Annotated in this window: 18 protein-coding genes; 9 read left to right on the forward strand and 9 right to left on the reverse strand. The window is 73.5% G+C overall.

Annotation, left to right across the window (positions count from 1 at the left end):
- The first annotated feature begins 500 nt into the window (after positions 1-500).
- Together ACZ3X1_RS22595 and ACZ3X1_RS22600 are read left to right on the forward strand one after the other, a co-directional pair.
- Positions 501-800 (forward strand): hypothetical protein, encoded by a 300-nt coding sequence (locus ACZ3X1_RS22595; protein WP_390079246.1) that lies wholly within the window; start codon positions 501-503, stop codon positions 798-800.
- 136 nt (positions 801-936) lie between these two features.
- Entirely contained in the window at positions 937-3,021 is a 2,085-nt protein-coding gene (locus ACZ3X1_RS22600; RefSeq protein ID WP_467280747.1) for a SpoIIE family protein phosphatase, read from the forward strand.
- 193 nt (positions 3,022-3,214) lie between these two features.
- Here ACZ3X1_RS22600 and ACZ3X1_RS22605 read toward each other — a convergent pair whose 3' ends face one another.
- From ACZ3X1_RS22605 to ACZ3X1_RS22615, 3 genes are all read right to left on the reverse strand, one after another.
- A complete protein-coding gene (locus tag ACZ3X1_RS22605; RefSeq protein WP_467280939.1) occupies positions 3,215-5,095 on the reverse strand; it encodes an ABC transporter permease in 1,881 nt (626 codons plus the stop codon).
- Positions 5,096-5,411: 316 nt separating this feature from the next.
- A complete protein-coding gene (modA, locus tag ACZ3X1_RS22610; RefSeq protein ID WP_467280748.1) occupies positions 5,412-6,209 on the reverse strand; it encodes a molybdate ABC transporter substrate-binding protein in 798 nt (265 codons plus the stop codon).
- 165 nt (positions 6,210-6,374) lie between these two features.
- Positions 6,375-6,770, reverse strand: coding sequence for a TOBE domain-containing protein (locus tag ACZ3X1_RS22615; RefSeq protein ID WP_467280750.1), 396 nt, complete (start codon positions 6,768-6,770; stop codon positions 6,375-6,377).
- 146 nt (positions 6,771-6,916) lie between these two features.
- On the opposite strand from ACZ3X1_RS22615, the gene ACZ3X1_RS22620 reads away from it, so the two are divergent.
- On the forward strand, positions 6,917-7,306 hold the full coding sequence (locus tag ACZ3X1_RS22620) for an RNA-binding S4 domain-containing protein (protein WP_356812270.1): 390 nt from the start codon (positions 6,917-6,919) through the stop codon (positions 7,304-7,306).
- A 58-nt stretch (positions 7,307-7,364) separates the two neighbouring features.
- On the opposite strand, the gene ACZ3X1_RS22625 is transcribed toward ACZ3X1_RS22620, so the two are convergent.
- A complete protein-coding gene (locus ACZ3X1_RS22625) occupies positions 7,365-7,802 on the reverse strand; it encodes a PTS-dependent dihydroxyacetone kinase phosphotransferase subunit DhaM (RefSeq protein WP_356812269.1) in 438 nt (145 codons plus the stop codon).
- On the reverse strand, positions 7,799-8,413 hold the full coding sequence (gene dhaL / locus ACZ3X1_RS22630; RefSeq protein WP_356812268.1) for a dihydroxyacetone kinase subunit DhaL: 615 nt from the start codon (positions 8,411-8,413) through the stop codon (positions 7,799-7,801). Before dhaL ends, ACZ3X1_RS22625 begins: the two co-directional genes overlap by 4 nt.
- A 393-nt stretch (positions 8,414-8,806) precedes the next feature.
- On the opposite strand from dhaL, the gene ACZ3X1_RS22635 reads away from it, so the two are divergent.
- Together ACZ3X1_RS22635 and ACZ3X1_RS22640 are read left to right on the forward strand one after the other, a co-directional pair.
- Complete coding sequence (locus ACZ3X1_RS22635) at positions 8,807-10,789, forward strand: PAS domain S-box protein (protein WP_467280751.1); 1,983 nt, start codon at positions 8,807-8,809, stop codon at positions 10,787-10,789.
- 139 nt (positions 10,790-10,928) lie between these two features.
- A complete protein-coding gene (locus ACZ3X1_RS22640; RefSeq protein ID WP_467280752.1) occupies positions 10,929-11,894 on the forward strand; it encodes a lysostaphin resistance A-like protein in 966 nt (321 codons plus the stop codon).
- 264 nt (positions 11,895-12,158) lie between these two features.
- Here the strand turns inward: ACZ3X1_RS22640 and ACZ3X1_RS22645 are convergent, their stop codons facing one another.
- Positions 12,159-12,989 carry a CbtA family protein gene (locus ACZ3X1_RS22645; protein ID WP_356812265.1) on the reverse strand — a complete coding sequence of 277 codons (831 nt, stop codon included), beginning with the start codon at positions 12,987-12,989 and terminating at the stop codon, positions 12,159-12,161.
- Between the two features lie 12 nt (positions 12,990-13,001).
- On the reverse strand, positions 13,002-13,229 hold the full coding sequence (locus ACZ3X1_RS22650) for a CbtB domain-containing protein (RefSeq protein ID WP_356812264.1): 228 nt from the start codon (positions 13,227-13,229) through the stop codon (positions 13,002-13,004).
- A gap of 366 nt (positions 13,230-13,595) precedes the next feature.
- On the opposite strand from ACZ3X1_RS22650, the gene ACZ3X1_RS22655 reads away from it, so the two are divergent.
- The gene (locus ACZ3X1_RS22655) at positions 13,596-14,864 is read left to right on the forward strand and encodes an MFS transporter (RefSeq protein ID WP_467280754.1); all 1,269 of its coding nucleotides are present in this window, start codon (positions 13,596-13,598) and stop codon (positions 14,862-14,864) included.
- Between the two features lie 74 nt (positions 14,865-14,938).
- The gene (locus ACZ3X1_RS22660) at positions 14,939-15,574 is read left to right on the forward strand and encodes an alpha-ketoglutarate-dependent dioxygenase AlkB (protein WP_467280755.1); all 636 of its coding nucleotides are present in this window, start codon (positions 14,939-14,941) and stop codon (positions 15,572-15,574) included.
- A 261-nt stretch (positions 15,575-15,835) separates the two neighbouring features.
- Here ACZ3X1_RS22660 and ACZ3X1_RS22665 read toward each other — a convergent pair whose 3' ends face one another.
- Both ACZ3X1_RS22665 and ACZ3X1_RS22670 read right to left on the reverse strand, forming a co-directional pair.
- Positions 15,836-16,144, reverse strand: a complete 309-nt coding sequence (locus ACZ3X1_RS22665; RefSeq protein ID WP_356812261.1) for a YkvA family protein — start codon at positions 16,142-16,144, stop codon at positions 15,836-15,838.
- Positions 16,145-16,199: 55 nt separating this feature from the next.
- Positions 16,200-16,664, reverse strand: a complete 465-nt coding sequence (locus ACZ3X1_RS22670; protein ID WP_356812260.1) for a MarR family winged helix-turn-helix transcriptional regulator — start codon at positions 16,662-16,664, stop codon at positions 16,200-16,202.
- A gap of 119 nt (positions 16,665-16,783) precedes the next feature.
- On the opposite strand from ACZ3X1_RS22670, the gene ACZ3X1_RS22675 reads away from it, so the two are divergent.
- Together ACZ3X1_RS22675 and ACZ3X1_RS22680 are read left to right on the forward strand one after the other, a co-directional pair.
- Positions 16,784-17,347, forward strand: coding sequence for a DoxX family protein (locus ACZ3X1_RS22675; protein ID WP_467280756.1), 564 nt, complete (start codon positions 16,784-16,786; stop codon positions 17,345-17,347).
- Positions 17,348-17,521: 174 nt separating this feature from the next.
- Positions 17,522-19,324, forward strand: coding sequence for a glycoside hydrolase family 15 protein (locus ACZ3X1_RS22680; RefSeq protein ID WP_467280757.1), 1,803 nt, complete (start codon positions 17,522-17,524; stop codon positions 19,322-19,324).
- Positions 19,325-19,329 lie beyond the last annotated feature (5 nt).

Below are 19,329 nucleotides of genomic sequence, written 5' to 3' on the forward strand. Positions count from 1 at the left end.
GACAGTTCCAGGCACGTGTCAGCCACTACAAACGACGCGGTCACACACCACCAGAAGCCAACAAACCATCACAGCAAGTACCGTTGCAGTACTAGGGGCTGTCCCTCAATCCCCGGCCGGCGCACGACGACAGTTCCCTTGGTCCGTTGCGGTGACAGGGCGGGCACCCCGAATATTTGGCCCATGCACCGGAATTGCGGCGGCATGCGGGCGGACTCCGTACCTGCCCGAGATGCCGATCGGCGGGGCGGTGACTAATATCATCCGTAGGTAACTGTGGCCATTGCGGGAAGCGCACCCTCTACCCGCGGTGACATGCCGGAGCGCGAGGCGTGCGACATATCGCACCCGCCCCGAAGGTCCGCGGCCCAATGAGGCCGCGTTGACGGGGGATCGCGCATTCACGAAATCTGTACCGCCACAGGTGCAGCCATGAACATCCCTTGCGTGAGGAGGAAGAACGAATTTTCGTGCCGTAGCAACGAGAAGGGTTCTCAACCATGCGAGCAACGAGAGTCAAGCGCCTCTTCGCGGTGTCCGCCATCGGCGTTCTGATGGCCGGCGGCGCCCTGGGAGCCGCGGGTACCGCCTCGGCGGCGACCCCCACACAGTCCGTCACCTACGTGAGCGGCGGCGGCTGGGACCACCACAGGGGCGGCGGCTCGGACCATCACAAGGGCGGCGGCTCGGACCATCACAAGGGCGGCGGCTGGAACCATGACAAGGGCGGCCACCACCACGGCTGGTACGACGATGACGACGACAACCGTGGCGGAGGCCACGGTAAGCACGGCTGCTGACACCGCAGCACACTGTGCGGCCCGGGCGACGGGCCGCACAGCGCCGTGTCCGTGCAGCACCCCACCGCCGGCCCCGCCCCACCACCCTCGGCCGCCCCACGGGGACACCGGCGGGCGACGGTGAGACCCTGGCTGCATGGCCCCCAGGGGAGACGTTCCCGAGGTCGACTGGCCCGCGCGGCCGGACACGAGCCTTGCGCTCAACCGCATGGGCACCTTCGACTGGGACCTCGACAGCGGACGGATGCACCTGGATCCCACCGCCCTCGAGGTCCTCGACCTGCGCCCGGACGAGTACAGCGGCACCCCCGCCGGGCTCCGCGCGCGCATCGCACCCGCCGAGGAGGCCCGGCTCGACTCCCGGGTCGCCCAAGCCATCAAGGACGGCCGGAGCCACTACGGCGCCTACGTGCGCAGCCGCCGCCGCGACGGGACACCGGCCTGGACCCACATCCAGGGGCACATCCTGCGGGACCCGGGCGGCCGCCCCTACCGCGTCATCGGCATCCTCCGCGACGCCGCACACGACCCGGGCGAGCCCGGAGCCGCCAGTGAGCAGGACGAGGGGCGCCGGCGGATGACCGGCGTCGTCGAGCGGACGACCGCCATCCTCGCCCACGCCCGCACCGTCAACGACGTGACCGACGTCCTCAAGGATCCCCAGGCCCTCGGCCACCTCGGCGCGGTCAGCGTGATGCTGGGCGTCGTCGACGGAGGCCGCATCCACCTGGTCGCGGAGGGGCAGCTCGGCACGTACGTCCCCGAGATCGAGTACACGCGGATCGACGCGCCGTTCCCGATGAGCGTGGCCGTACGCACCATGCAGCCCGTCTTCATCGTCTCGCGCGAGGAGTTCCAGGAGAACTACCCGGAACTGTGGCCGTACATAGAGCCGCTGGCCGTCCGCAGCGGGGTCTACCTGCCGCTGATCGCCCAGGGCCGGCCCGTCGGCGCCCTGGGGCTGCTCTACACACGCGACGGCGACTTCACCGCCGAGGAACGCAACCTGCTGATGGCGCTCGGCAGCGGCGTCGCCCAGAGCCTCCAGCGCGCCATCCTCTTCGAGCAGGAGCACGACCTGGCCGAGGGCCTCCAGCGGGCCATGCTGCCCCGCCGGATCCCCGCGGTGCCGGGCGCGCTGATCGCCGTACGCTACCGCTCCGCCCGGATGGGGCGGGACATCGGCGGCGACTGGTACGACGTGGTGCCGCTCGGCAGCGGCCGGATCGGCGTGATGATCGGTGACGTCGAGGGCCACGACACGGACGCGGCCGCCGTCATGGGGCAACTGCGCATCGTGATGCGCGCGTACGTGGTCGAAGGGCACACACCGGGCGCGGCGATGGCCCGCGCCTCCGCCTTCCTGCGCGAACTGGAGACGGAGCGCTTCGCCACCTGCACGTACGCCGAGGCCGACCTCACCAGCGGGATGCTCCAGATCGTCCGCGCCGGCCACCTCGACCCGGTCGTGCGGCGCGGCGACGGCAGCTGCCACCGGATTCAGGTGGCGGGCGGACTGCCGCTCGGACTGCCGCCCCCCGAACAGTCCGTGGCGGCGGCGGGCTCCGGCTACCCCGTCACCAGCCTGGAACTGCACCCCGGAGACACCCTGGTGCTGTGCACGGACGGCCTGATCGAGCGACCCGGCGCGGACCCCGACACCGGCATGCGCGAGCTGATGGCGGCGCTCCACAGCGGCCCCGCGGACGTCGAGGAGCTCGCCGACGTGCTGTGCGACCTCGTCGGTGACTCGGGTGGCGGGGACGACATGGCCCTGCTCGTCCTTCGCCGCCGCGGTACGCCCACCGGGCGGGGCGGCGGCCCGCTGCGCCAGCGCCTGGACCCCGGGGACGCCGAGGCCCCGGCCCTGGCCCGGCACCTCATCCGGGCGGCGGTGGCCGCCTGGGGCGCGCGGGACCGGGCCGACGAGATCGAGCTGGCGGCGGACGAGCTGATGACCAACGCGCTGGTCCACACGGACGGCGGCGGCCACATCAACATGCGGATCACGCCCCAGGGGCGGATCCGGATCGAGGTCGAGGACTCCAGCAGCCAACTGCCGCGACGGCGCGAGGCGGGGGACTGGGCGGTCTCGGGACGCGGACTGATGCTGGTGGAACAACTCGCGGACGCGTGGGGCGTGGAACCGCGGGGCGGCGGCAAGTGCGTCTGGTGCGAGTTCGCCCTGCCCCCGCCGCAGCATCCCGACACCCCCGCCTAGGCGGCCCAGCGGGCCGCCCGGCCGACCGTGGCGAACAGTCGGAAGGGTCCGTCCGCCTCCGCCCGGCCGGACGAGGGCCCGAGTCGGCGGTCGTCAGCCGCTGCACGCGGTGGCACCGTGGACGGCCGTCTCCCGGCAGGAGCGGACGGGCGTTTCGCCGATCAGCGCCACCGACACGGCTACCGGCGGGAAGCTACAGGCGGACCAGCGTGACCTCGGTTGCCTTCACGCTCGTCCACACCTCGGATCCGTCGGCCAGGCCCAGTTCGGCCGCCGCGTCCGGGGTGATCTCGGCGACCAGGTCGGGTGCCTCGGGCGACGCGATCAGCACGCGCAGGCGGCTGCCCACCGCGGTGATCTCCCGGACGGTGCCCCGCCAGACGTTTCGGGGGCTGCCGCCCGGGCGGTCCCGGTGGACCGACACCGCCTCCGGGGCGATGATGGCCAGGGCCTGGGCCCCTTCGGGCAGGGCCTCGGCGACCACGAGACGGCCGCCCGCCGCGAGGGCGAGGCCGTCGGTGGAGGCGATGCCCGGCCAGGCGTTGCGACCCAGCATGCGGGCCACCCACGGGGAGCGCGGGTGCCGGGAGACCTCGGCGGGCGGCGCGTCCTGCAGGGTCCGGCCGTCGGCCAGTACGAGGACCCGGTCGGCCAGCGACACCGCCTCGACGGGGTCGTGGGTGACGATGAGGCAGACCCCGCCGAAGCCGGCCAGGTGCGTGCGCAGGGTGTGCCGGACGCGGGCCCGCGTGGTCTGGTCGAGGGCGGCGAGGGGCTCGTCCAGCAGCAGGAGCCGCGGGCGGGCCGCCAGGGCGCGCGCGAGCGCGACCCGCTGGGCCTGGCCGCCGGAGAGCTGGGACGGCCTGCGCTGCGCGAGGTGCCCCACGCCCAGCCGATTCAGCCAGGCCTGCGCCTCGCGGCGGGCGTCGGCGCGCGGCACGCGGCGGGCGCGCAGCCCGTACGCGGTGTTCGCCAGCGCGCTCAGGTGCGGGAACAGCGCGCCGTCCTGCGGGACCCAGGCCACCTGCCGCTTGTGCGGGGGCAGGGCGGTGACGTCGGCGTCGCCGAGCCGCAGGTCGGCGTGGGCGCGCGGGGAGAGGCCGAGCAGGGCGCGCAGCAGGGTGGTCTTGCCCGCCCCGTTCTCGCCGACGACGGCGATGGTGGTGCCCGGTTCGGCTTCGAGGGTGAGGCGGTTGAAGCCGGTGACCGTGGCGTGCAGCGGCCAGTGCCCCGTCTCGGCGGACTGCGGTGGAGCGGCGCCGGCCGCGCCCGGCTCCTCGTCCGGCCCCGGGGCCGGGGCGGTCGCTGGTCCCTCCTCCGGAGCGGGCTGCGGCGTCGTGACCGACCCGCGGTCGACCGGGGTGCCCGTCCAGCGGCCGCGCAGTGCGATCAGTACGGCCATGGCGATCGCGAGCAGCAGCAGGGAGACCGAGGTGGCCGCCTCGGGCTGGTCCTGGAGCAGCAGGTACACCTGGAGCGGCAGGGTCTGGGTGGTGCCGGGCAGGTTCCCGGCGAAGGTGATGGTCGCGCCGAACTCTCCCAGCGCGCGGGCCCAGGTGAGGGCGGCGCCGGCGACCAGACCGGGCGCCACCATGGGCAGGGTCACGGTGAAGAACACCCGGACCGGCGACGCGCCGAGCGAGGCCGCCGTCTCCTCGTAACTGTGCTTGAGACCGCCGAGGGCCCCTTCCAGGCTGATGACCAGGAACGGCATGGCGACGAAGGTCGCCGCGACGACGGCCCCCGAGGTGTGGAACGGCAGGGTGATCCCGAAGGAGTCCTCCAGCCACGGCCCCAGCAGTCCGCGCCGGCCGAAGCCGAGGAGCAGGGCGACACCGCCCACGGTCGGCGGCAGCACCATGGGGAGCAGCACCAGCGAGCGGACCAGGGCCTTGCCCTTGAACTCCACACGGGCCAGCAGCCAGGCCAGTGGCACACCGAGGAGGAGCGAGAGGCCCAGCGCCCACAGCGACACCAGGAGGGAGAGCTTCAGGGCCTCGACCACGCCGGGGCTGCCGAGGTGCTCTCCGAGCTCGCCCCACGGAGTACGGGCGAGGATCCCGATCAGCGGCATCAGCAGGAACGCGACGGCGAGCAGCGCGGGGAGCGCCAGGGCCACCGGGGGCCGGGTGCGGGTACGGAGTCTGCTCACGGTACTTCCTGGCTGGGGCGGCGTGGCCGGACGGGACGGGGGCGGGGGCGGGGCGCCGGGGTGCAGCGTATGCGGGGGCGGCCCGCTCCACCCCGTACCGACGGGCCGGCCCGCCCGGGCGCCGCACCGGCGGGGCGGCGGGGCGGCGGGGCGGACAGTCCCCGGGCACGTCGTAAGGGGCTGCCCGTCCCCCCGGACCGGACAGCCCCCGGGTCACCTCGGGGGAGCGGCGCGCCGGCTACGGCTGCTGGAAGCCCGCGTCCCGGAGGATCTTCTGCGCCTCGGGGGTGCTCAGCCACGCCACGAACGCGGCCGCGGCCTCGGTGTTCTCGGACTGCTTCAGCGTGGCGGCCGGGTAGGAGGCCACGGCGTTCTGCTCGTCCGGGATCTCCACGGTGACGACCTTGTCGCCCGACTTGGCGGAGTCCGTCTTGTAGACGAGGCCCGCGTCGGCCTCACCCATCTCGACCTTGCCCAGGACGGCACGGACGTTGGGCTCCTGGGAGACCGGCTTCACCTCGACCTTCTGGGCGTCGAGGATCTGCTTGCTGTAGCGGCCGACCGGCACCTCGGGCGCGGCGAGCACCACCTTGACCTTGGTGTCGGCGAGGTCCTTCAGCTCGTCGATCTTGAACGGGTTGCCCTTGCCGGCCGCGATGACCAGGCGGTTCTTGGCGATGATCGCGGGGTCGCCGGTCTCGGCCTTCAGCCCGTCCATGGTCTTCGTGTCGGCGGTGACCAGCGCGTCGGCCGGGGCGCCCTGCTTGACCTGCGCCGCGAGCTCCTGCGAACCGGCGAAGGAGAAGGTGACCCTCGTGCCGGGGTGGGCCTTCTCGTACGCCGCACCCGCGGTCTTGAAGACGTCGGCGAGGGAGGAAGCGGCGAGGACGGTGAGGTTCGCCTGCGGCGCGGCGGAGCCGGTGCCGGAGGCGGCGGGCTCGTCCACGCCGCTGCCGCAGGCGGTCAGCCCGGCGAGCAGGGCGGCGGACAGGGCGGCCGCGGCGACGGTGCGGCGGCGGTTTCGGGTCGGGTACACAGCGCAGGCTCCTTGCTCGGGTCGGCGGCCGGCCGGGTGCCGGATCCGCGCGGTGGTGACCCGCGCCGGTGACGGGCGGAGCGGGTGGGGACGGTTCGTCGCTGCCGGGCGGCGGTGGGGGACCGCGGGCGGGCCGCGGTGGACGTTGGAGGGGGCGGCTGTGGCTCAGGCGCGGTCGATGTGCACGCTGGTGGACTTCACCCGGGCGGTGGCCCGCATGCCGACCTCCGGCCCGAGTTCTTCGACGGCCTCGCGGGTGAGCAGGCGGACCAGGCGGTGGGGACCCGCCTGGATGCCGACCTGGGCGGACACGTCGCCGAGCCGGACGGCGGTGACGATGCCGGGAAAGGCGTTGCGCGCCGAGGTGTACGGCTCCCCGTCCTCGGTGCGGGCGCCCGGGCCCACCTCCATGGAGAAGGCGGCCGGGTCCCGGCCGTTGATCAGCCGCCGGCCGACGTGGTCGCGATGGGTCACGACCCGGTCGGCGTCGGCCCAGCGCCGCGCGGTGTCCGGGCTGACGCCCAGCAGTCGCGCGGCCTGTCCGATGGTGTAGGACTGCATGTGCGACAAGGTTGGCGCATGCATGGCGCATTTGCAATTCTCTTGGGCGGATCGCCATGGTAGGTGCCGCGATCATTGGTGCATCCGCCGAAAGCCACGGAAAAAGTCGTTCCGTCCTCTCCTGCCCGGCTCGCTAGAGTCGGGGCATGGCTGATGAGGTATCGGGAACGGAATCGGGCACGGCGCGGGTCGATGCGTGGATCTGGTCCGTGCGCCTGACCAAGACCCGCTCGATCGCGGCGACGGCCTGCCGGGCGGGCCATGTGAGGGTCAACGGGGAACGCGCCAAGCCGGCGCAGCCGATCCGCGCGGGCGACGAGGTGCGGCTCTTCCACGCGGGGCGCGAGCGGATCGTCGTCGTCAAGCGGCCCGTGTCCAAGCGGGTGGGCGCGCCCGTCGCCGCCGAGTGCCTGATCGACAAGAGTCCGCCGCCGCCGACCCCCGTGGAGGCAGCGGTCGTCGGTATCCGCGACCGGGGCACGGGCCGCCCCACCAAGCGCGACCGCCGCGAGATCCAGTCGCTGCGCGGACGCTGACACCGGCCGCGACCGCGAGGCCCGGGGCGGGACGGCTGTCGCCGCCCGCCCCGGGCCCTCAGACCTTGCGGTACGCGTACGCCTCGGCGGCGGCCTCCGCGACCTGTGCCAGCGGGGCACCCGCCGATGCGGCGACCACCGCCGCCACCGCGCCCTCGACGAACGGGGCGTCCACCAAACGTGAACCGGGCGGCAGTTCGTCCTCCAGCAGCAGCGCCTTCACCGTCAGCACCGAGCTCCCCAGGTCCACCAGCAGCGCGACGCCGGCACCGCGGTCCACCTCCCGGGCGGCCGCGACGACCAGCTCCGCGCTCGTGCCGAGCCCGCCGGCGGACGTACCGCCCGCCGCGGCCACCGGCGCCACCGGACCGCCCGCCGCCAGGCCCCGCGCCAGCTCCGCCACCGACTCGGCGACCGGAGCGCTGTGCGAGACCAGGACGATCCCGACCAGGGCCGGCTGCGCAGGGGCGTCCCCGTCGCCCCGTCCGGCCGTCACCGCGCGCCCTCCGCCCGCTCCGCCACGTCCGCGAGCGCCCCCAGCAGCAGCGCCGACGAGGTCGCGCCCGGATCCTGGTGCCCGATGCTCCGCTCGCCCAGGTAGCTGGCCCGCCCCTTGCGCGCCTGCATCGGCACCGTGGCGAGGGCCCCGTTCTCCGCCGCCTGGGCCGCCGCCCGGTACGAGGTGCCCAGCGCGGCCACGCCCGGCAGCAGCGCGTCCAGCATGGTCTTGTCGCCGGGCGCGGCCCCGCCCAGCTGCGCCACCGCGCCGACCCCCTTGTCCAGGGCCTCGCGCAGATCGGCGTCGGACACCTCGGACGCCTCCCCGAGCTCCTTGCCGGTCCGCCGCAGCAGCATCCCGTACAGCGGGCCGGAGGCGCCGCCGACCGTTGAGATCAGCGTCCGTCCGGCCAGCTGGAGCACCGCGCCCGGCGCCGCCGGGGTCTCCGTGTCCAAGGCGGCGCGCACCGCCGTGAAACCCCGCAGCAGATTGCTCCCGTGGTCGGCGTCCCCGATGGGGGAGTCGAGCTCGGTGAGCCGGTCCGCCTCACGCTCCACGGCAGCCGCGGTGGCCGCCATCCAGCTCCGGAAGAACTCTGCGTCACGCACCGGGTCTCCTCGCCTCGCGTCCGCCCTGGCCGGTCCTCCAGCCACCATAGATCAGCGCGGCCGCCAGGGGTGTCTTGCCGATCATGCCCGGATCGCGGCGTCTGCCGCCGTGCCTCGCCGCGTGTCCGCGCTCGACGGCGCTGCGCGTCGCCCCCTCCTCCGCCTTGCGATCCACGACGACAAGAGACCCCCTGGGCCGTCCAGCCCTTGGGGCTCCGCCGTCCGTACGGGCGCGTCAACCCGGGTCCGACCGTGCCGACCCCGCGCGGCCCCAGGGGCGCCCGGCGCGCAGAATCGGTCAATTGCCGCCGCATGCGGTCAACCGGAAGCGCGAGATTCAGCCACGTGGTCGGATGTCTGCTTCTGCGGGATTCGACGAGTGCGAGGCGCAGCGTGGCAGCGACGACTGAAGAGCCCTTCAGGGCTCTGCTGGAAGCGGCACCGGACGCGATGGTGATCGTGGACGACGCCGGGGTGATCCGGCTGGTGAACGCGCAGACCGAGGCCCTGTTCGGCCACCCCCGTCGGGAACTCCTGGGCCGGCACATCGAGGTCCTCGTCCCCGAGCGGTTCCGCGGCCAGCACCCGGGCCACCGGCTCGGCTACGCGGCCAGCCGCCAGGTCCGCCCGATGGGCGCGGGCCTGGTGCTCTACGGCCTGCGCCGGGACGGGCGCGAATTCCCCGTGGAGATCAGCCTGAGTCCGCTGGAGACCCCGGATGGCCTGCTGATCTCGGCGGCCGTACGCGACGTGAGCGAGCGCAGGGCCGCCGAGGAACGCTTCCGGGCGCTGCTGGAGGCTGCGCCGGACGCGATGGTGATCGTCGACGAGCGGGGCGCGATCCAGCTCGTCAACGCGCAGACCGAGGCCGTTTTCGGGTACGCCCGCGAGGACCTGCTGGGAAGACCGGTCGAGGTGCTCGTCCCGGAACGGTTCCGCGGGCACCACTCCGGCTTCCGGCACGGCTACTTCGTCAACCGCAAGGCCCGCCCCATGGGCGCGGGCCTGGAGCTGTACGGCCTGCACCGCGACGGCGGCGAGTTCCCGGTCGAGATCAGCCTGAGCCCGCTGGAGACCCCCGACGGCACCCTGGTCTCCGCGGCCATCCGCGACGTCACCGAGCGCAAGTCCGCCGAGGAGATGCTCGCGAAGCTCTACGAGCAGCAGCGCCACGTCGCGCTCACCCTCCAGCGCAGCCTCATGGGATCCCCGCCCGACGTACCGGGAATGCCCACGGCGAGCCGGTACTTCCCGGCCCGGCAGGGGGCCGGGGTGGGCGGCGACTGGTTCGACCTCATCCCGCTGGGGGGCGGACGCGTCGGCGTGATGGTCGGCGACGTGATGGGGCGCGGCCTGGACGCCGCCGCCGTCATGGGCCAGCTCCGATCCGCCTCCCACGCACTGGCCAAGACCGGGATGCCGCCCTGGCAGCTCATGCGCGCCCTGGACGCGGTCGTCAGCGAACTGCCGGACCAGTTCGTCACCTGCTGCTACCTGGTCATCGACGCCGATGCGGCCGAGATCACCATGTGCTCCGCCGGACACCTGCCGGTCCTCCTCGTCGCCCCGGGCGGCGAGGTCGGCCGGCTGCCCGTCGAGGTGAGCGTGCCGCTGGGGGTGGGGGAAGTGCCCCACCACGAGACCCGGCACACCGTGGAGCCCGGCTCGGTCCTCGCGCTCTACACGGACGGCCTGGTCGAGACGCCCGACAGTGACATCGAGGGCCAAGTGGACGGGCTGGCGGCGGCGTTGGAGAAGGCCGTCGCGACGACGGACGGCCTGGAGGCGGCGGCGGACCGGCTGCTGGCCGAACTGCTGCCCGACGCCGACGACAACCCCGACGACGTCACCCTCCTGCTCGTCCGCATCCCCGACACACCGGTGACCTCGCAGAGCATGCTCCTCGCTGCGGAACCGAGCAGCGTCGGTGCCGGGCGGAGGTTCCTGCGCTCCACCCTGGCCCAGTGGGGCAGGGACGACGAACAACTCCGCGACACCGCCTGCCTGCTCACCTCCGAGCTGCTCTCCAACGCGGTGAACCACAGCCGCGGCCCCGTCCGCCTCCGACTGCGCCAGGCCGGCCGTGAACTCAGCGTCGAGGTGTGCGACGGCAGCCCGGTCCTGCCGCAGGCCCGCTTCGCCGAACCCGACGCGGAATCCGGCCGCGGCCTGCTCCTCGTCGACTCCCTAGCCGCCTCCTGGGGAACCCTCCCGACGGCCGAGGGCAAGGCCGTCTGGTTCTCCCTGCCCCTGCCCGTCCCCCGTACCGGCCCGCGCCCCTGCCCGCCCCCGGCCGAACCCCGGTGCAACCCCACACGGAATCCGGCTGAGCCGCAGGGCGATCACGTGATCGAATGGGCGGGTGATCGGCCGTGACGGAAAGGGTCCCGCAGTGTCAGATACGCCCCCGCCGAACGTCTGGGCCGCGCCGGCCGGAAGCGCTCCGCAATGGCCCGCGCCGGCGCAAGGGTGGCCGCCCACCCCCCAGGGCGGTCCGCCGTTCGGTGCACCCGCCGTGCGGCAGCCGCGCACGGAGGCCGCGCCGGGCGGAAGCGCCTACCACGAGCAGGCCCGCAACGGCCGCCAGAAGTCCCCGCAGCGCGTCGGGGAGTTCCTCCTCGTCTTCGTCGGCAACCTGGCCGCACCGCTGCTGGTGATCGCGCTCGGCGCCCTCGTCTGGTACGTACTGGGCCTCGACTTCGCCCCCGGGGACGGCGACCGCATCCTGGCGGATCCGCTCGCCGACGAGGCGCTCGCCCTGCTTTCCATAGCCACGGGCATACCGGTCGTGATGCTCGCGGTCCGCTGGTGCGGCAGCCGCCCCGCCGGCACCGTGGCCTCCGTCCTCGGAAGGTTGCGCTGGGGCTGGCTGGCCCGCTGCTCGGCGGTCGCCTTCCCCCTGATCGTGCTCCAGATGGGCGGGCTGGCCCTGTGGGGCTACCTCACCGACGGCGAGGAGAGCCTCGCGGGCGACTTCCCCGGCTGGTCCGAGTTCGCACTCGGACTCGTCGTGCTGTGGGCGCTGATCCCGTTCCAGGCCGCCGCCGAGGAGTTCGTCTTCCGGGGCTGGATCACCCAGTTCTTCGGCGGCTTCCTCAAGTCCCCCTGGACCGGCATCGTCCTCGCGTCCGCCCTCTTCGCCGTCGCCCACGGCTTCGGCGAGGTGTCGGGGTTCGCCCTGCTCTTCTACTCCGCCCTGTGGTGGGGATGGCTGACCGTCCGCACGGGGGGCCTCGAAGCCGCCATCGCGGTGCACGTCGCGAACAACGTCAGCGCCTACGGCATCACCGTCGCCCTGGGGCAGCTGGCGGAGTCGGGCAACGCCGCGGACGCCCCGTGGGAGGCACTCGTCCTCGAGCTCGTCGCGGCACCGGCGTACTGCCTGCTGATCGCCAGGCTCGCCACCACCCACGGCGTACGACGCCTCAGCACGGCGGAGCCCGTTGCCGCCGCCCGAGCGGACCAGCCGGCGGCGGCCTGACCCCGCAGGTGGCCCGGGGCGTGCCCACCGTGCGGTGGCCCGGGGCCGCCCGTCACCTCCGCTCGACCGTCCCGTAGGGCTGGTTGCGCTCGCGCATCTGCCACATGTTCCGGTGCTCACGCATGATCGCGGGCCGGTCGGCGGGCTGGGTGTCCCGCATGGCGACGTGGGCCGAAGCGTGCGCGCGAGCGCACACATGCGGACGCGCACGGGCCCCGCGCCCCCGAGGGGGTCGCGGGGCCCGTGCGCGGACGTGGCGGTCGATCAACCGAGGGCGGGCGCCTGCTGCCGGGCCGTCACTTCCGCGCCGCCGGTGCGCGAGGCCAGGAGCCGCTGGGCCAGGACGCCGAAGACGACGGCGAACACCGTCCACAAAACGAGCTGGACGGCCAGCGAAGCGATCCGGAACTCCCACAGCAGGGCGGCGGGGAACCCGGGCTGGACCGCGTCGCTGTTGTCCGGCAGGAACACGAACGCCAGGGCGGTGGCGGTGACGAAGCCGCCGGCCGCGGTCAGCGACGCGTTCCAGTTGCCCAGGCGCGGTGCCAGCCGTCGCCCGAGGATGATCGCGCCGACGCCGAGCAGCACGCTCAGCAGGATCATCAGGAAGAACAGCGTGGTGCGCTGCCCGATCGTGTCCGGGTTGCCGACCGCCGGCGGGGTGGCCGGGTACTTGAGGAACGGCACCAGGTAGACCAGGCCGAACGCGCCCGCACCGGTGAGCGCGGCCGTCGCCCGCGGGCTGAACCCGCCGACGCGGCCGAGGGCGAACGAGAACGCGAGGGAGGCGATGCCGCCCAGCGCGACCCCGTAGACCAGCACGCCGGTGGCCAGGCCGACGGTCGACTGGACCGGCCGGCTGACGAGTTCTTCCTCCTCCTCGGCGGCCCCGCCCGACGCGGCGTCACCACCGTGCCCGGCGTGGCCGCTCGGGGCGCTCGCTGCGTCCTGGGCGGCGGCGGCCTCCTCCACCGCGATGGAACCCCGAACCGGCGGCTCACCCACCACGTAGGCGACCGCGAAGGCGAAGAGTCCGGCTATCAGGCCCGCGAGCATGCCGCGGACCAGCAGACCTCTGACAGTAGAGGCGTACATGGGCGCGGCCTCTCAGTGGCAGGGGAAGCCGAGCAGGTGGCGACCGTCGTGCACCCACTCGTGCACGCCCTCGCCCGCGAACACGGCGGTGGCGCCCTGCTCGGCTCCGACGAAGTAGAGGGCCACCAGCATCAGGAGGCCGACGAAGACCGCCCAGGGCAGGACGGCGCGCACGGGCAGCGGAGCCGACGGCGAAACGGCGGGGGTGGATACGGCAGCGGAAGCGAAAGCCTCGGCCATGATGGAACCTCCTTGGGGAACAACGCGTCCCATACGGTGGTGCAGGACGACGGTCCTCGGGTCTGACTCGCCGCGACGACCCCCGGGGGAGGTCACCGCAGCACACAGTGGCGCGACCATGCCGGATTCACACCGGTCTTCCGTCTCGCCGTCGTCGCTATGTGGAAATGTCGCCGTGACGCTACCGTGCGGCGGGCCCGCGGCCAAGACCGTGAGTCCCTGATCACACAGTTACGCTGTAGTAATGCCGTTTCGGGGCGGTTCGGGGAGCCGTGATGCGCCGCGAACGGCCCGGGAGTCCTGCTAGAATTACGGGCGTTGGCCTTCGGCGTGCGTGCCCCGTGCATGCGTCCGGAGGCTTTTTTCATGCCTTCAAACCCTACTTCCCGGTCCGCTTCCCCCTCCGATCCGAGGCCTTCCTCCGGCCGCGCCGCGGCCCCCGTGCCCGCCCCGCTCCCCACCTCCACCGGCTATCTCGGCCTGCTGCGCAACAGGGAGTTCGCCGGCCTGTACGCCGGCTTCACCCTGACGGTCGCGGCGAGCACCCTCTCGGGCTTCGCGCTCGGCACGCTCGTCGACGAGCAGACCGGTTCGCCCTTCCTGACGGCCGTGAGCATGTACGGCGCCACCTTCGCGACCGTCCTCGGCGCGCTGACGCTGATGTCGGTCGCGGACGGCGGGCGACCGCGCCGGATCGTCGTCCTGCTCCAACTCGCCTCGCTGGCCGGGGTCGCCGCGCAGGCGCTCCCGGGACTGCCGCTGGCCGTTCGGTTCGCCCTGCTGCTGCTCCTCGGCTTCTTCCAGTCCCTGGGAACGGGCGCCCGGCTCGGGCTGCTGTCCGAGGCCGTGCCGGTGTCCGCCTACGCGCCGGCCCGTTCCCTGATGAACATCACCTCGGGCGGTACGGCGATCCTCGGCTACGCCGTCGGCGCCGTACTGCTGCGGTACGCGAGCCCGCGGGACGTCTTCGTCATCGCCGCCTGCCTGACCGCCCTCGGTGCGGCCGTGGTCGCGGCCACCGTCCGCGAGCACTCGGTCCGGCCAACCCGCCGACCGGGCCTGCGGCAGACCTGGCGGACGAACGCCGAGCTGTTCTCCCACCCCCGCCGGCGGGCGCTGCTGCTGGCCCTGTGGGTTCCCAACGGCCTGATCGTCGGCTGCGAGGCCCTCTTCATCTCCTACGACCCCGGCCACGCCGGGACCTTCCTGGCCGCCGGATCCGCCGGCATGCTCCTCGGCGACCTGGCCGTCGGCAGGCTGCTCACCGCCGCGGGCCGCCGCCGCCACGCCTCCACCCTGCGGCTGCTGCTCGCCGCTCCCTTCCTGCTCTTCGCGGCCCACCCGCCCGCTCCCGTCCTGGCGGTCGCGGTGTTCCTCGCCAGTGCAGGATTCGCAGCCACCCTGCCCCTCCAGGAACAGCTCCTGGAACTCACCCCCGAAGCGATCCGCGGGCAGGTGCAGGGGGTCGAGTCGGCGGGGCGGATGACCTGGCAGGGTCTGGGCGCCGCGATCGCCGGCGGCCTGGCCCAGTGCCTCGGCCCCGGAACGGCGATCGCCCTCGCCGCCGCGGCCTCGCTCGCCGTCACGCTCCTCACCCGGCCGTCCCGCCGTACGCGCCGCGACCGGCCGCTCTGACGGCCGGGGCGGGGGAGACCCGGGACGCACACGGAATTCGTGCACCTGTTCGGTTGTGGGTCTAGGCTGGGGGCATGCACGTAGTCCAAGGCCTCCAGGGTTCCCTCTTCGACCAGGGAGACGAGATCGGTCTCGGCCCCTTCGACGGTCTGCGCCGGACCGAGCTCGGCGCCGGGGCCTGGGTGGACCAGCTGCCCGGCTGGCTGCGCGGTGCCGACGAGCTCTTCGAGCGGCTGGCCGCCGACGTGCCCTGGCGCGCCGAGCGGCGGCAGATGTACGAGCGGGAGGTGGAGGTGCCCCGGCTGCTCGCCTTCTACGGCGAGGACGACGACCTGCCACACCCCTCGCTCGTGGAGGCCCGTGATGCGCTGGGCGCCCACTACGCCGCCGAGCTGGGCGAACCGTTCACCACCGCCGGGCTGTGCCTGTACCGCGACGGCCGGGACAGCGTCGCCTGGCACGGCGACCGGACCGGCCGTTCCTCCACCGAGGACACCATGGTCGCCATCGTCTCCGTCGGCGACCCGCGCGACCTGGCCATCCGTCCCCGCGACGGCGGGGCCACCCTGCTGCGGCTACCGCTCGGCCACGGCGACCTCGTGGTCATGGGCGGTTCCTGCCAGCGGACGATGGAACACGCCGTACCGAAGTCCGCGCGGGCCGTCGGGCCCCGCATCAGCATCCAGTTTCGGACCCGGGGCGTGCGCTGACCGCAGGGCGGAGCCCCCGTGACCAGGGCGGAGCCCCCGACGCCGTCGCGGTTGCGGCCCTGGCACGGCCTGCGCGGCCTCCGTCGGCTCCTTCACGGACGTGCGGGAACTTCAGGGCAGCTGAAGGTGCGCGGCCTGGAGTTCCTGAGTTCCTGACGGAGGCCGACGAGTCCGGATCGGGGCCTGGCAGCTTCCTCGTCCTCGACCCCGACGGCAACCCGGTCCGGGTCGACCAGCACGTCTGAGCGGGCGGAAACCGGGTCAGACGCGGGACCGGACGTCGACGCCCGGCTCCTTCGACGGGCGTGCGGCCGCTGCCGCCGCGTGCAGGGAGCGCAGCGCCAGCATCAGGATCCCGATGTCGTCCAGGTACACCGGGTCCGGAATCAGGTCCACGGGCGAGACGGTGTAGATCAGGGCGGCCCAGAACAGGGCCTTGTCCTGCAGCGGGATGCCCGCGTCGGTCAGCAGCCGCCGCGCCCTGAGCACGCGTACGAACAGCACGGCCGCGGCGATGGCGACACCCACCGTGAGGACCGTGCCGACGATGAGCCAGACCTTTCCGTCCATGGCGCCCCTATACCCCGATTTCGGGTGGTGATACCTGCCCGGCGGCCGGGGCCGCTCAGGCGCCCTGCCCGCGCAGGCGGCGTCCGACCTCGCCCAGCCCCTCGGCGAGCGCGTCGAGCTGCTCCGGGGTCAGGACGTCGACCAGGACCTCCCGGACCGCGGCCACGTGGCCCGGCGCGGCCTCCTCCAACTTCGCGCTGCCGGCGTCGGTGAGCACGGCGAAGACCCCGCGCACGTCCGAGGGGCAGCTGCGGCGGCGGACCAGCCCGGCCTTCTCCATCTGGGTGACCTGGTACGTCAGCCCGCTCTTGGAATTGAGCAGGCCGTTGGCGAGCTCGGTCATCCGCAGCTCCCGCCCGGGGGCCGCGGCGAGCCGCACGAGGATCTCGTACTGCGGGTGCGAGAGCCCCGCCTCGTCCTTGAGCTGCTGGTCGAGGCGCCGGTTGACCAGGGCCGAGGCGGCCAGGAAGCCGTTCCAGGCGCGCATCTCGCGCTCGTCCAGCCATCTCGGTTCAGCCATGGCCCCACCCTACACGGGTTGTTCGAATTTGAATCACCGGTTAGGGTCCAGGTCAGCGGTTCGAATTTGAACAACTCTTCCCCCGTCTCCCCGGGCCGCACGACCGGAAGGACCCCACGATGACCAGCCCCTCCGCCACCGCCGCGAAGCCGCAGGCCGCCCCGCCCGCCGCACCGTCCCGGCCCGCCGCCCCCTCCACCCGCGGCCAGGACACCGGCCTGCTGCTCCTGCGCCTCGTCCTCGGCCTCACCATGGCCGGACACGGCGCCCAGAAGCTCTTCGGCTGGTTCGGCGGCGGCGGCATCAGCGGCACCGGCCAGTTCTTCACCGCGAGCGGCTACCCCGCCGGTGACGCCATGGCCGTCCTCGCCGGCCTGACCGAGACCCTCGGCGGCCTCGGCCTCGCCGCGGGCCTCCTCACCCCGCTCGCCGGCGCCGCGGTCGTCGGCACCCTGATCAACGCCATCGCCGTCCACGGCACGGGCGCCTTCTTCGCCCCCGCAGGCATCGAGTACGAACTCCTGCTGACCGCGGGCGCCGCGGCCCTCGCCCTCACCGGCCCCGGCCGGTACGCCATCGACGGCTTCCTCCCCGTCCTGCGCGCCCACCGCCTCGCCCACGGAGCCCTCGCCCTCGCCCTCGGCGTCGTCCTCGCCGCCGTCATGCTCCTCGTACGCAACTGAGGCGTGTCTTTCGCGTTTTGCAGGGCCGACAAGATCCGAAAGACATACCCCCGTCATGCTCCTCGTACGGAACCGGCGGCCTCACCGGTCAGGCCGGACACCCCCTGGAGCTGCGCCCGGGGTGTCCCGGGCCCGGGCTGATTGGCCCCTGACATTCAGGGGAAGAGCGCTCAAATGACACAACCCATCGAGGACTACGCACTCATCGGCGACCTCATGACCAGCGGGCTCGTCGGTCGCGACGGGTCCATCGACTGGCTGTGCCTGCCGCGCTTCGACTCGGCGGCCTGCTTCGCCAAGCTCCTCGGTGACGAGGAGAACGGCCACTGGCGCATCGCCCCCCTCGGCGCCGCCGACGGCGAGCGCTGCACCCGCCGCGCCTACGTCGACGGCTCACTGGTCCTGGAGTCGTACTGGGAGACCGAGACAGGCACCGTCAAGGTCATCGACTTCATGCCACAGCGCGACGTCGCCCCCGACGTCGTCCGCATCGTCGAAGGCATCAGCGGCACCGTCAGGATGCTCAGCACCCTGCGCCTGCGCTTCGACTACGGCCACGTCGTGCCCTGGGTACGCCGCAGCGACGGCGACCGGGTCGCCGTCGCCGGACCCGACTCCGCCTGGTTCCGCAGCGAGCCCCCCGTCCGCACCTGGGGCGAGGCCAACAGCACCCGCTCCCAGTTCCCCGTCACCGCCGGCCGCCGCGTCGCCTTCGTCCTGACCTGGCACCCGTCGCACGACCCGCGCCCCGAACCCATCGACCCCTTCGAGGCCCTGGAGTGCAGCCTCTCCGACTGGCGCGAGTGGGCCTCCCAGTGCCGCTACGACGGCCCCTTCAAGGAAGCGGTCACCCGCTCCCTGATCACCCTCAAAGCCCTCACCTACGCCCCGACCGGCGGCATCGTCGCCGCCGCCACCACCTCCCTGCCCGAGGAGCTCGGCGGCGTCCGCAACTGGGACTACCGCTACTGCTGGCTGCGCGACGCCACCCTCACCCTCGGCTCCCTCCTCAACACCGGCTTCCTCGACGAGGCCCGCGCCTGGCGCGAATGGCTCCTGCGCGCGGTCGCCGGCGCCCCCGCCGACCTCCAGATCATGTACGGGATCGGGGGCGAGCGGCGGATCCCCGAGAGCGAACTGCCCTGGCTGCGCGGCTACGCCTCCTCCGCACCCGTCCGTGTCGGCAACGCGGCCGTCGACCAGCTCCAGCTCGACGTGTACGGGGAGGTCATCGACTCCCTGCACATGGCCAGATCCGCCGGGCTGCCCGCCGAAGCCCACTCCTGGCGGATCCAGCTCGCGCTCCTCGACTTCCTGGAGAAGAACTGGCGCCGGCCCGACGAAGGCCTCTGGGAGGTGCGCGGCCCCCGCCGGCACTTCGTGCACTCCAAGGTGATGGCCTGGGCGGCCGCGGACCGGGCCGTGCGGACCCTGGAGAGCGACCCCTCGCTGCCCGGAGAGGTGGACCGCTGGCGCGCCATGCGCGACGCCGTCCACCGCGACGTGTGCGACAAGGGGTTCGACCCCGAGCGGGGCACCTTCACCCAGTACTACGGCTCCCGCGAACTCGACGCGGCGACCCTGCTCATCCCCCGGGTCGGATTCCTCCCGCCCGACGACCCCCGCGTCACCGGCACCGTCGACGCCGTCCGCGCGGAACTGGGCCGCAGCGGACTGGTCCGCCGCTACAGCACCGCCGACACCGACGACGGACTGCCCGGCGACGAAGGCGCCTTCCTCGCCTGCTCGTTCTGGCTGGCCGACGCCCTGCACCTGACGGGCCGGGAGGGCGAGGCCCGCGCCCTCTTCGAACGGCTGCTGTCGGTGTGCAACGACGTCGGACTGCTCGCCGAGGAGTACGACCCCGTCTCCGGGCGCCAACTCGGCAACTTCCCGCAGGCGTTCAGCCACGTCGGCCTGGTCAACACCGCACTGACCCTGGCCGGCATCGAAAAGCGGACGACCGAGGCGGGCTGAGGACC

Source organism: Streptomyces sp. NPDC023541 (assembly GCF_055559995.1).